Below are 12,472 nucleotides of genomic sequence, written 5' to 3'. Positions count from 1 at the left end.
AGGATGTCTATGAATCACTCATATTAAAATGTTTTTTATTACCACTCGATACTTGAACCATCAAATACTCGGAAGCTACCAGACTCTTCTAGTGGTAGAGATTCTGTCACATTGATGATGCCTGCTACACTCTCTTGCGCAGTAAAGGTTGCATCTTTACCACCCATATCGGTTTGAACCCAACCAGGGTGAACGGCCAAGGTTTTAACCCCCTGCTGTGCTAGGTTTCGTGCCGTAGATACTAGGATCTGGTTAAGCGCCGCCTTTGATGTACGGTAGCTATACATATTGCCAGAGCTGTTGTCACCAATACTGGCTACTCGGCTTGAGATGCCAACAATGGTTTTAAGCTTGCTCGCAGCAACATGCTCTCTGAGCGTTTGGATAAGAAGTGCAGGTGCAACAGTGTTTATGTTCAATACCTCAAGCCACTTTGACTGAGTCATCTCACCTAGCGTTGCACAATCTTCACCTAAAACTCCAGCATTAAGGACCAAGTGATCAATGGCACGACCTTTTAGCTGTTCACCAAGTTTGTTGATATCCTGTTCAACGGTAACGTCCAGTTTTAGCAGTTCAAGGTTATGGGTTTCAGATAATTTAACTAAATCACTAGCGTGCTCTGGGGCACGACAAGCGGCTAATACATTCCAGTCTTTTGCAAGGTATTGTTGAACAAACTCAAGGCCAAGACCACGGTTTGCCCCCGTAATCAATACAGTAGACATTTATATCCTCAATAGGTTTCTTTTGGTGTAGGAAGTCTATAACAGGGAAGCGATATTGGCTCAAAATTGTAAAGGTAATAGGGCAAAATTCGACATTATCGAACTCTAGGCTAGTACCCTCTAACAATTTGCTTATACCAATCACAGTAAGTAAGTGAGCAGAAATAGCGTAGGAAAAATGCTTGAGAACAAGGCAGAATTTTTCGATAAGTAGTTATTCTACAATCAAAAATGATAACGATGTTATTGAGTATTTTAACAAGCTAAAATGACCAGTTATTTACTACGATTGGTATTAGAAAGCACTGGCAAAATGGATGAGCCTCTCTTGCTTGAGCTTTTTGACATTGTGGGAAAGTGTAACCCGCCATTACCAACTCAAAACTCGGTACGTTTTGGTGTTTATGCATGCAGCCCTTCAAAATCATCATTCACATCTAGATTTTCAGATATGACACTCGAAGCATGTAATTGGTTGGCTCACGAGGCTTAAACTCTAACTAATAACCACACAACAAATGAGAAGGAAAATGATTTTTCCTCACCTTGCAAAGCAATACGAAACCTTATCGCTAATTGCATAGATACCTAACTTATTGAAATGTTAAGAGGTCTTTACCCCTACAATATGTTATACGAGTCTCCTTACCTGTCTTTACTTTTGGAATCATCGTTAAGTTCAAATTAATATAGTATTAACTCAATTACAGAGAGATATTAGAACCATGAAAAGAATTTTAATGACAGGATTGACTGGCTCCTTAGGCCCTATTGTTGCTCGACAGTTTACTGCTCGCGGATGGGAGGTTATCGAATGGAATCATTACGATAATCCCCCCAACAATAAAGAACTATGTGAGCAATTTCTGAATCCTCTTGAAGTAGATGCGATTTGCCATATGGCGCTGGGTCGCGAAGAATGGGCTGCATGGTTGGCTGATAAGTGTGCGAAAAGAAACATACCTTACTTGTTTACTAGTACCGCAATGGTTTTCGACTCATCAAACAACGGCCCATACAAGATAACCAATGAAAGAGACACAAAAGATCAATATGGGTTGTACAAAGTTCGTTGTGAAGATGCTATATGGGACAAAAACCCTGATGCCATGATTGCTCGTTTGGGGTGGCAGTTTCATGATGACAAAGCTAACAACAATATGCTTTCACACCTAGATAGACTTTTTGCTTCGGAAGGCAAAATCCAAGCAAGTACGCATTGGCTCCCTGCAACATCGCACATGGAGGATACGGCTATTGCATGTTTACAATTGATTGAGAGAAATATCCCAGGTTTATATCATTTAGACAGCAACGTACATGACCAATGGAGTTTTTATCAGTTAGTTTGTACTATGAAAAAGTATTACAACAGGCCTTGGATAATAGAGAGAACCTCCGACTACAAACATGATCAACGTTTGATCGATGAACGAATAGCTGTTCCTAATCTCAGCTATCGCTTTGCTGATATTTGATTTAGGCTGCACAACTTAGGCGCATACTTCATTCATATGAATTAAGTATTGGTCAGGCATTTTGTCTTTTAAGTAATCGGCAATAATAGTCTTGGACGCTGAGGTTACAGAGTGTGATTTCTTCTCGTTGGAAGGTTGATACTTTGTTATACACCCACTTACCACCCAAACCTTGTGTCCTAACTAGGCTTTGTTGCAGAAATCGAATGAACTAAATCAGAATCTTACGATCAGATCAGGGACATTCATTCACTTACTTTAGTTTCATGTCGAAGCCTCGCTACAAAACCACTAACTGGCGCAAGAACAATAACTCACTAATCAACCGAGGTTCACTCACGTTTTGGATTGACGAAGAGGCGATAGCTGAGTGGAAACAACCTAAGCAGGATAGGCGTGGTAGACCACGATTGTTTAGTGACCTAGCTATCACAACTGCTCTCATGGTACCATATTTTCAAGGATACTTCTTGTATCGACCTTTAGAGCCAGACGTATGGTTAACCAATGAGGCGTTGGCATGAGTCAATCACCACTAGTAAAAGAATGAGCGTTGTATGTCATAGTTTATTTACCTAGTTGACGTTGGCATCGGTGACTCATGGGCAAGTAACGGATGACTAGAGACGTTTGGTGCTGGTGAAGTTTTAAGAGTACCTTAACGAACCCCAGATACAAACATGTATGACAAGATATCTGACGCCTGCCTGCTAAGAGTCGTAATGACCCTATTGACGCGTGCGCAAAATTGCATCTGCTCAATGACTAGGCATTTGAATTCAATTAATATTTTTAACCAATTTAAAAGCCGTGACCGGATTGAGCAACGATACTGATTACTATGAGTGAAACGTACCTTAATGAACCATGCTAGCGATTTCAAATCAATTTTAATGGTAGGGAACCACAATGAACCATTTTTAATGGCAATCGCCTGTACGGATTGGACTTGTTATCCTTGCAGAGCATTAGTGTCGTAGTAGCCTACACACACCGTTGCTTGAACAGCGCTCTTAGGCTTTAAAGTCAGTAATCTAAAATCAAAATGTCGCCTAATGAGGAGTCATGTCTGACTGGCGCAGAGCAGTATTTGTTACTCCTGTACTCACTGCCGGCACCAATGGTTTGGCATAACGATAGTAGAAGAAAGGTATGTCCATTACATTTAAGCTTTTGAATGATGTTATTCCATACACATATGCATGAAAATGCATTTGTATGCATATGTGTCTTAGTTATATAATGGGGTATTCTAATGAAAAAAGACTTCTCTAGTCGTCCCTCAGAGCCTAAAAAACGTTCAGAGTTGGAGGAAGAAAGTGAGAAAGAGTTTGATGAAACTCTCAAGCGAGTGAATGAGTTAGTTGAAAAGGTTATGGAAGAGATGAACAAGCAGATTGATTCAAATATGCGTGAATAGCCTTAAGAACAGCAGATGTTTGTCTGAAACTCAGTGTTCTGTTTTAAATATAGTTGCTTGGATTGGGCTTTACTCCTAAGTTGAATTTGGAAACAAAGCCTTAGGCTACAGAAGATATTGAATTGTGAGAAGATTCAGCCTAATCCTTTATAAGGACTAGACTACACTTAACCAACTATTCCAATGAACATCTATATACAGATTTAAGTTGTTAGACAAAAGTGCGAAGACTCATGGTCAGCGAGTGACAATAATGTCGAGGTCATATTATCGAGATAAGTTTTGAAGTATATCATCAAGAATAAAATCAACACTGGTTTTTAAATTAATCTGATTCAGTGTTGGTGTAGGAAATGCCATCAAATTTTCATGATATTAATGTACATAGAATGTGCCATGTCAATCAGTTCTGCGTCAAAATTAATTTGTAGGTTAGAAAGCAATCCGCTCAGAATTATGTCACCTTTCAACGCTTTCTCTTTCGCATGAGCGATATTATTTTGCTCTAGAAGTGTTTCGACTAAATGTATACGTTCCTTTTTGAAAGAAGTACAAACCTTTGAGATAGATGGTTCATCGTCGTTACTATATTCGTTTGATGCTTTTTGTATGCAGCATCCCATGAATGTCTCTTTATTATATGCATTCTTTAACATAGCAAAAGGGGAGGACAGTTTCTCATCGAGAGTTAAATCGGAACTGTTGTACATCGCGGATAGAGCTTGTAATGATTCTTTTCTATAAAAATCCAATGCTTCTTCAATTAGCTGCTCTTTAGATTGAAAATGGCGGTAAATCGTCGCTTTTGACATGCCTGTAGCGGCGGTAATTGCATCAATACTTGTTCCATGAAAGCTATGTTTAAGACATAAAGCCAACGTAGAATCAATAGCCTTTTGCCTGTTAATTTCTTTTCTCTTCATTTGACACCTCCAATCATATCGATCGAACCTATCATAAACGAAACTACGTCGTATCGAAAGATAGCTAGTCCCCATTTTAGTAAAATTGTGCTAGAGGAGTTGTAGGGCCGTTATTGCAATCGAAGAAAGAGGCTTTCTTGTAACTCTTTTTTGTCGTGAAATGTTGTCGATAGATAGGTTGTTCACTACAAACTCTTTAGTAGATAAATGGTAAAAAATCAGAAAAAGCTAGTTTCTTTATTGCTTTAGTCTTTGTATGTTCTCGATAATTTTCTCGCTTTGAGAAAGCATTGAGTCATGTAAAGCTTACTTTAAAGCGTATGAGTCTGGTTTGTTATTTTTCACCTCTTTGGTACTTCATGCGCAGAGTAATCATTCCTTATAAGAATATAGAATATGATAATCGAAACTAAAGTGTTTCGAAGTCTTGACCGTCTTATCAAGACTGAGTAAGATTGACTAAACAAAACAGTTTCGTTTAATTGTAAAATTGTTGGTTTTTAGGTTATTGGCAAAGATAGAACTCAATTATAGTATAAATAAAGCTAAACGGTTTAGTTTCATTTATGTGACGATTCTTAAGGTATATATATGTTGAAACATATTGCGTTATCAGCGTTGCTGTTTACCTCGGTAAATGCTTTTGCACAAATTGATCTAGATCTTACTGAATCAATAAATGGCATTTTTGTTCAAGCTAAAGAAAATAGAAAGCCAGTTTCGGGACTCGAAATTCAAGTAGCTAATACCAATATCCATATCAAAACTTTTGTTACTGATCAAAATGGTGAAGTGTTCATTCCCAAAACATTTCGTTCTAGTCGTTTTGTCCGAGTGGAGGCTATTGAATCCGGAGTGCCGGTGGCGTCAAATTCAATTCATCTATTAGGCGACCACTCAAACAGTAAATGACATCTCAAGTCATAAAAATGAGAACCACTGTCCATTTGTTTTAATGTTGTGTCTTTTTGCCGGATATGATTATCCGGCTTTTTTTTCAATTGGTGATGTAATGATTCATGTATTAGTTAAATTGGTTGTAAAACAGGAAAGCGTGAGTGAGTTTTCTGATGCCCTAAAAAAACTGGTTACTGAGAGTAATAAAGAACTAGGAGCAATAAGATACGAAGCGTTTAAAGCAGATGAGGTGACATTTTTTATAATTGAGGAATGGGAATCTATTGAAGCATTGAATGAACATGAGTCTTTGCCACACTTTTTGCAATTTGGTGAAATATCCAAAAAATGGTTGGATAACGTTGACTTGTATAAAGATGCATCACTTCTCAATTCTTTTTAGAAAGAATAAATTTTAAACCTTATTTAGGACGGTACAAGTAAATGTTAAAAGTCTAAATTATTTAGTCTTTCTGTTCCCTTTGTGCTGGAATGGGGTAAAGTGCAATCGGCTGGGGACGTACTATTGGCACGCTGGTGGGGAGTTGTTTAGCTATGATTGTCCAATTTCTGCTTGCTCAGTACAGCGGCATACTATTTTTTACGAGTATATCTTTGTGGATGTTGATGTTCTGCATGAGTCGCACTCATATCATGACTTGCGTAATCTCCAACGCAGCATTCGCTGCAATGATAACTTTTGAAGTGTTTTTTGTCCTAGCTCGTTCAATGAATGGTATCCAGTTTGATGTTTCTGAAACAAAGGTATAAGTAAAGAGGTAACGTTTATCTACGTCGTCAGTTGATACAAGGGGCTAAAGCATTAAAGATACATATGAAGCGAGACAAATCTGCACTCGGGCAGTGGATAGCCAAGTTAGAGGCGACACATCATCACCATGTTATTTTAATTGCCTTGGCTAACAAGATAATGAGGATTTGTTGGAAGATATTAACCTCGGGTCAGGAGTATCAACATTATCCTACTTCGGCTGCAAAATAGCATATAACGAATTATATTTTCTATAGATTTTGCGAGAAACAAGCTGATGACAGAAGCGTTAAACCCACGATGTTGAAGCCTGGCTAAAAAAGCAGTCTTTTATGACTGAGCGCTTTATTAGGACAACAACGTGCGGATCCCATCAAGGCCAGAACACTAAATGGTTCACAAACAGGCCGAATACATTGACGCAAACGTATTCTGACTGCGAGCTTTTACTTGCAAAAACGGAGCAGACCATACATTTTTTTACAATTTCTAGCTCTTCTGCTTGCTTGGCCAACTGCATTTTGAGCTTGGCAACCTCTGCGGCTAGCTCTTGCTCTCGCTGACTAGTATTGGTGTCTTTCTTCGAGTTCTTCCGCCACCCGTAGATTTGGGATTCATGTAAAGAAAGCTGTCTTGCTGCGGCAGCTACTCCCACTTTCTCTGCTAGCTTCAGGGCTTTGGCTTTAAATTCAGGAGAATGGATAATACGTTTCTTCTTATTGGTCATGGTTCACCTCGTTAGTGATTGTACTCACTTAACTCGGTGTCCAAAACTGATGGTGCGGATCATCCTAGTTTTTGCAGTTCAATTGTACTTTGTATTAGTTAAATGCACGAGCTAATGTGCCGTTTCCTTCGCACAAATACTTAACGGAATGACTGCTGACAAAGACGGATTCTCCTGCTTTTAGATTTATTTGATCCTGCTGGTTGAAAATGGTCACGTTTCCTTCAATACAAAATAGAATCTCTGGACTGCGAACGAATTGTATGATGTTTTGATTTGCGATAGGCACAACTTCAAATCCAAAATCATCAACAGGAATTGGGTAACTTAGTTTTCCGTTTTTATGGATGGGTTCAAGTTTTATATGTGCTGGTTCAATGGGTATAAAAGTTGTATTTTCAATCAGCTCTGGCACATCTATGTACTTTGTGGTTAAGCCTGCGCGTAGCACGTTATCTGAGTTCGCCATAATCTCTAAGCCAGTGCCTTGAACATAGGCGTGTGGTGTTTCCGCATGCAAAAACATAGCTTCACCAGGTTCAAGCTCAATGGTGTTTAGCATCAATGGTGAAAACAAACCGATATCATCGGCATAGTACTGACGAAAATCTTTAATACAACCATAAGCCTCACGAGCCATGGCTGTTTTTGCTGGGTGCTCAATGCTCGTGTAAAGCTCTTCCAGCGCTTGTTGCTTGCGTTCACCTTCCAGAGACATAATTGCAGAAAAAAAGCCTTTGAGACCGTCACTGTTTGGAGACGCTCTTAATGTACTGATTTCTGCTCTAAGCGTTGTAATATTAGCGTTCTCAAACAAAGTTAAAATTTGTTCTATTGGTCTGAAACCATTCATCGCTTTGTAAAAGGTCAGCGCATAAACTAGCTCTGGTTTATGGTTTGGATCTTTGTAATTACGGTTTGCCGCGTTAAGTGGAATACCTTGTTCATTTTCACGTGCAAAACCCATTTCAGCTTTGCGTTTGCTTGGGTGAACTTGGACCGAGAGTGGCATTTCTGCGGCCAACACTTTAAACAAGAAAGGCAGTTCGCCAAATCTTTCCTTTGTATAGTTTCCCAACGATTGAACTTTGTTTTGGTTTATTACATCGGATAGCAATTCATGGGTTTCGGCTTTACGCGAACATCCGTTTGGGTGTGCGCCCATCCAAATTTCAGCTTGGGGTAAGTTGTCAGGATTTTCTATACCAAAAAGTTCTTTAATCGCATCACGACTGCCCCAAGAATAGTTTTGAATAGTATTCTCAAGCTTAAAAAATAAATTATTCATAGTGCAATCCTCTTTAGATTAACGTTTTACCTAGTTTGAGAGTTGCGTTTCTCAATGATAGAACTTTATCTTCATTTATTACATCGGATAGCAGTTCATGAGTTTCGGCTTTACGCAAAAATACGTTTGGGTGTGCGCCCATCCACGATTCTGCCTGGGGTGAATGTCTGGGTTGTCAATATCGAACAATTCTTGCAAAGAAGTAGCGTTCCCCCATTTATTGCTATGAATGACGTTGCTCAATTTATATATTGATATGCTAAGTCTCTCTATTTAAACGTTAGCCATTCAAGTTGAACGGCTAACGTTTGGCTTTTTTACTCTACATCTAACAACCATTTTTGAGCTGGAGTTAAGCGGCTTGCAGTGTGTTCAGTTAACCACTTTTGCTGGTTTTGTTGTGCGGTATCATCGCGGTCAATGTACAAACCATGAAGTACACGACGACGCGTTCCCGAATAGTTGATGGTACCACCATGCCAAGTGTGAGCGTTGAAAATCATCACGCTGCCAGCTGGGCATTCCAAATAGACTTCGTCAGGGTGTACGCTTTCTACGTCATGTAAAACCTCTTCTGGTAGTTCTGGACGCAGATGAGTACTTGGGATGATTCGCGGAGCACCGTTATCACGGGTTAGGTCATCAATTGCCCAGATGGAGTTCACTAGGTGAACTTTAGGGAAGTCTGGACGTGGTTTTTTCCAGTCTGCATGAAGGGGCTGGTGGCCACAGTCTGGGTGTGCCTCTCGGGCGTTGAGACTCGATATTTTGAATGCACCACCAAAGATGTGTTTACAAGCGGCCAGTGCAAGAGGGTGCGCCCATACTTTTTCCCATACTGTTCCCTTATTGATAAGGTTTGCGACTCTAGTGACGCCTTCTTCTTGGTGATGCTCGATGGCTAGATTGTCGCCTTCACGTTCAACAAGCATGTCGATTGTCCGCCGCATCTCTTCAAGCCAGTCCTTATCGACCACATTGTGGATAATGGTGAAACCTAGGGTGTCTAGCTCATGAATCATCTGTGGAGATAATTCAAGATCTGCACCGAGCGCATTTAAATGCGTTTGAGCGATTTGTGTCATGGAGGGTACCTTTTAATATTATTTTAGTGCTGACTTCACCAACCAAAATAATGGACATTGTGCGATTTATAAGTAGGGGAATCGTTCGAAATGCTGGATATTTGTTGACTGTTGAATAAAGTGTGATTTAGCACATATCCTTATAGTTATTGCTCGCATATCTTGTTGTAAGCAAATGACTTCATTACTCTAAGAAATAACCATCCTAAATTTGGATGTAGTGAAAACTCATACAGATAATCAACAATGCTAGACAAAACATATTTATTAGAAGCACTTGAATATTATGCAAACCAGACTGAAGCGATCAGTGATGTCTACTTTGCTGGAAATCTACCCATACCTCCGCCTTTGGCTTATCAGGTTCACTTTCCTCGTGTAGAAATGGTACTGGTGGGTGAGTTGGATATGGAAGTGGGCAATAGCATGGGCGTGGATACGCAATACACGCTAAAGCAGGGTAGTGTCTTGTATTTACCTGCAGAAAGTTGGAATAAGCCAGTGTGGAACAAGCCTGTCGTTACCCTTACTGTGATGGCGGGTAAGCAAAGCTTTGGTATGAGTTTACTCAGTTGGGATGGCGAGCAGTTTGACTCTGCAATTAAGGAGAGTGTCCTTCGCCGCGGCCCGCGAATTGGTACGTTTATTCTTAATGCCATCGAAGAGTTGATCAAACAGCCTGAAAGCCAAGGCACTAAGCGCTTATTGGTGGGTTCGCTGTTTAGTCATATTCTCGATTTGATTGAACGCCCTGTTGAGACGCCATCTAAAAGTCATGCGCTATTTGAAGCGGTGAGGGAGCACCTTGAGCAGCACTATCATGAGCCGTTAACGCGAGAATCCGTTGCTCAGCATTTTTATGTGTCACCGAATTACTTGTCTCAGTTGTTTCAGAAAGAGGGGCAACTTAAGTTCAACGAGTTCTTAAATCATGTGCGTTTAGAGCGAGCAAAATACTTGTTGATTGAATACGATATGAAAGTGAAGGAGGTCGCGCATCGCTGCGGATTTAAGGATAGTAACTATTTTTGTCGCGTTTTTAGAAACCAGACTGCACGCTCACCATCGGAGTATCGCGCGCAGTATCTAAGTTCAAGTGTAATGTCATCTGATTAAAGAATAAGCTCTGCATTTGGTGGCGCGTTGCGTATTTTTTCAATAGCTTGAAGTACTTCGACGCTATTTTTCAAAAAGTGCGCAATCGAGCAGCGCACAATTCGCGTCTGATTGAATCGCTCGGCGCCTTCAATGTTGATATCCGCAATAATGACCGCAACATCGGCTCCTGCGATATCTGATTCATCAAGTTGATTCTCGCTCCCCAGTGCTCCTTGGGTTTCAACTGAGATTTTATATCCCGCTTTTTTACAGGCTTTTTCTAGTGCTTCGGCAGCCATGTAGGTGTGTGCTACGCCACTGATGCACGCAGTAACTCCAACGATCTTCATTATGTGGTCTTTTTCTAGTTATATGGAAATGCCCAACGATTGTAATATCATTGGGCATGCGATTGGTTTTAATTTTTGTGTTTTATTATCTAGTGATCAAAAACTAAGGACTAGATCACACTATAGTACATCTAGCACCGTGGCATCTTTCCCATAAACACCTTCCCAATCGGAGACAAAGCCAGCGATACCAGAGTCGGTTAGTGGATGAACCAACAGTTGATCAAATACGTCTGGTGCAATTGTTACTGAGTGTGCGCCTACTAGAGATAATTGATGAACTTGCTGAACGTTCTTAAATGATGCACCGAGAACCTTAGCATCCAAGTTATAGGTGTCGATCAGTGCCACCATCTCAGCAGCGACATTCACGCCATTGCTACAGATGTTGTCTAGACGGTTTACATAAGGGGCTAGAAACTCGGCGCCAGCCACTGCTGCCATTAGCGCTTGCTGAGGAGTAAGGATTGCCGTCGCGGTAATACGGATGCCTTCTGAGTTAATAAGCTTCATCGCTTTAATGCCTTGCGGAGTCACAGGTACTTTTACGATGATGTTGTCATCAAACGCTTTCAGAGCTTTTGCTTCTTCAAGCATTGTCTCTGCGTCTTTGCCCATCACTTGGACATGTAGCATACGCTCTTCACCAATACACTCACGGATATCCAATAGGATCTCTTTGAGAGGGCGGTTCTCCTTAGCGACTATTGATGGGTTAGTCGTTACGCCAGCCAGTGGGTAAAGATCTACCGATTTGCGGATTGCGTTAAGGTCTGCAGTATCTAGCATGTAAATCATGGTATTGCTCCTAATTTGGGGTAGGCTACGCTTAGGTGTAGCCAAAAAATTAAATAAAGTTAAATTCTTTCAGGCACTTGGTAAGGGCATCTTTACTCTCGGTAAACACCACCCCTTGGTCGGCGAGTTTACTTGTGTCTAGGCGAACGTCGCGTGTTTTTGGTGCATCCGCTGCTTCTAGCAGTTCATTTAGGCGTTCCTGTTGACCTAGCTCAGTGAGAATATGCTCTGCAATCTCGTAGCGGCTTGCCGGGTTATGAGCGCCTGTATGGTAGGTACCGTAAGGAATCGTGAAGATTTTTGGGAACTGTTCGATAAGCTCATGCACGTACGTGAGGCCACGGAATTCATTGCGACGCTCTTGCATAACTTGTCCGTTAACCAATGCTTGTAGCGTGTTCCAAACCACGTTCGGGTTGATGGTCGTGTTGCGTTCAGGAAGGCCAAATAGCCAAGTAAAGCGCAGTACCCACATCTCGTCGAGAATACTTGCTAGCTCTTTTTCAGCTTCAAGTTTGTTCTGGCCGTACACGGTATCTGGAACTGGTTGGTCTAGCTCGCTGTATGGGCCTTTCTCTGGGTTGCCGTTAAATACCTGCTCCGTGGAGATAAACACCAGCTTAGCGCCATGTTCCTTACACGCCTTTGCTACGTTGATAGCGCCTTGAACATTGACCTTGTGCGCAACATCAGGATGCTTGTTACAGAAGTCTGTCACCGCAATCGCCGCAGCGTGAATGACGTAATCTGGTTGGAAGTCAGCAAAAGTAGCAACTACCGCTTGGTTGTCTGTAATATCTAGCTGTTCAACGTCTAGCCCAAGGATTTCAAACTCACCTTCGTAGCGGTTGATAAAACGAGTGCCGAAGAAGCCTTTAGCGCCAGTAATTAGTATTTTCTTAGTCATG

At 41.0% G+C, this 12,472-nt stretch carries 12 protein-coding genes and 3 pseudogenes; 7 read left to right on the top strand and 8 right to left on the bottom strand.

The genetic code is table 11. The features are described 5' to 3' along the window. Window positions 1–38: 38 nt before the first annotated feature. A complete protein-coding gene (locus tag RXX31_RS19535; protein ID WP_317591368.1) occupies window positions 39–728 on the bottom strand; it encodes an SDR family oxidoreductase in 690 nt (229 codons plus the stop codon). 349 nt (window positions 729–1,077) lie between these two features. On the opposite strand from RXX31_RS19535, the pseudogene RXX31_RS19530 reads away from it, so the two are divergent. From RXX31_RS19530 to RXX31_RS19515, 4 genes and pseudogenes are all read left to right on the top strand, one after another. Beyond that, window positions 1,078–1,221 (top strand): annotated as a pseudogene (locus RXX31_RS19530) (DUF1349 domain-containing protein); the annotation flags it as partial. A 232-nt stretch (window positions 1,222–1,453) separates the two neighbouring features. Further along, window positions 1,454–2,206, top strand: a complete 753-nt coding sequence (locus RXX31_RS19525) for a sugar nucleotide-binding protein (protein WP_317591367.1) — start codon at window positions 1,454–1,456, stop codon at window positions 2,204–2,206. Between the two features lie 266 nt (window positions 2,207–2,472). Next, window positions 2,473–2,655 (top strand): annotated as a pseudogene (locus tag RXX31_RS19520) (transposase); the annotation flags it as partial. An 806-nt stretch (window positions 2,656–3,461) separates the two neighbouring features. Continuing rightward, on the top strand, window positions 3,462–3,626 hold the full coding sequence (locus RXX31_RS19515; protein ID WP_317591366.1) for a hypothetical protein: 165 nt from the start codon (window positions 3,462–3,464) through the stop codon (window positions 3,624–3,626). A gap of 359 nt (window positions 3,627–3,985) precedes the next feature. Here RXX31_RS19515 and RXX31_RS19510 read toward each other — a convergent pair whose 3' ends face one another. Then, window positions 3,986–4,549, bottom strand: a complete 564-nt coding sequence (locus RXX31_RS19510; protein WP_317591365.1) for a TetR/AcrR family transcriptional regulator — start codon at window positions 4,547–4,549, stop codon at window positions 3,986–3,988. 591 nt (window positions 4,550–5,140) lie between these two features. Between RXX31_RS19510 and RXX31_RS19505 the strand changes: the two genes are divergently transcribed. After that, window positions 5,141–5,461, top strand: a complete 321-nt coding sequence (locus RXX31_RS19505) for a hypothetical protein (protein WP_317591364.1) — start codon at window positions 5,141–5,143, stop codon at window positions 5,459–5,461. Window positions 5,462–5,561: 100 nt separating this feature from the next. Beyond that, window positions 5,562–5,849 (top strand): putative quinol monooxygenase, encoded by a 288-nt coding sequence (locus RXX31_RS19500; protein ID WP_317591363.1) that lies wholly within the window; start codon window positions 5,562–5,564, stop codon window positions 5,847–5,849. Window positions 5,850–6,693: 844 nt separating this feature from the next. Here the strand turns inward: RXX31_RS19500 and RXX31_RS19495 are convergent. From RXX31_RS19495 to RXX31_RS19480, 3 genes and pseudogenes are all read right to left on the bottom strand, one after another. Continuing rightward, window positions 6,694–6,945, bottom strand: a pseudogene (locus RXX31_RS19495) (transposase); the annotation flags it as partial. 94 nt (window positions 6,946–7,039) lie between these two features. Then, window positions 7,040–8,233 (bottom strand): mannose-6-phosphate isomerase, class I, encoded by a 1,194-nt coding sequence (gene manA, locus RXX31_RS19490; RefSeq protein ID WP_317591362.1) that lies wholly within the window; start codon window positions 8,231–8,233, stop codon window positions 7,040–7,042. A gap of 317 nt (window positions 8,234–8,550) precedes the next feature. After that, a complete protein-coding gene (locus RXX31_RS19480; RefSeq protein WP_317591360.1) occupies window positions 8,551–9,318 on the bottom strand; it encodes a phytanoyl-CoA dioxygenase family protein in 768 nt (255 codons plus the stop codon). Between the two features lie 246 nt (window positions 9,319–9,564). On the opposite strand from RXX31_RS19480, the gene RXX31_RS19475 reads away from it, so the two are divergent. Further along, window positions 9,565–10,434 (top strand): AraC family transcriptional regulator, encoded by an 870-nt coding sequence (locus RXX31_RS19475; protein ID WP_317591359.1) that lies wholly within the window; start codon window positions 9,565–9,567, stop codon window positions 10,432–10,434. On the opposite strand, the gene RXX31_RS19470 is transcribed toward RXX31_RS19475, so the two are convergent. From RXX31_RS19470 to RXX31_RS19460, 3 genes are all read right to left on the bottom strand, one after another. Then, window positions 10,431–10,766, bottom strand: a complete 336-nt coding sequence (locus RXX31_RS19470; RefSeq protein WP_411197990.1) for a PTS fructose transporter subunit IIB — start codon at window positions 10,764–10,766, stop codon at window positions 10,431–10,433. The two genes, RXX31_RS19475 and RXX31_RS19470, sit on opposite strands and share 4 nt — an antisense overlap. A 120-nt stretch (window positions 10,767–10,886) precedes the next feature. Then, window positions 10,887–11,564: a fructose-6-phosphate aldolase gene (locus tag RXX31_RS19465; protein ID WP_317591358.1), complete on the bottom strand. Its 678-nt coding sequence runs from the start codon at window positions 11,562–11,564 to the stop codon at window positions 10,887–10,889. Between the two features lie 49 nt (window positions 11,565–11,613). Next, on the bottom strand, window positions 11,614–12,471 hold the full coding sequence (locus RXX31_RS19460) for an SDR family oxidoreductase (protein WP_317591357.1): 858 nt from the start codon (window positions 12,469–12,471) through the stop codon (window positions 11,614–11,616). Window position 12,472 lies beyond the last annotated feature (1 nt).

The sequence above is a fragment of the Vibrio sp. EA2 genome (assembly GCF_033042495.1).
Taxonomy (GTDB): Bacteria; Pseudomonadota; Gammaproteobacteria; order Enterobacterales; family Vibrionaceae; genus Vibrio.
This window is presented reverse-complemented; position numbering and strand designations above follow the sequence as displayed.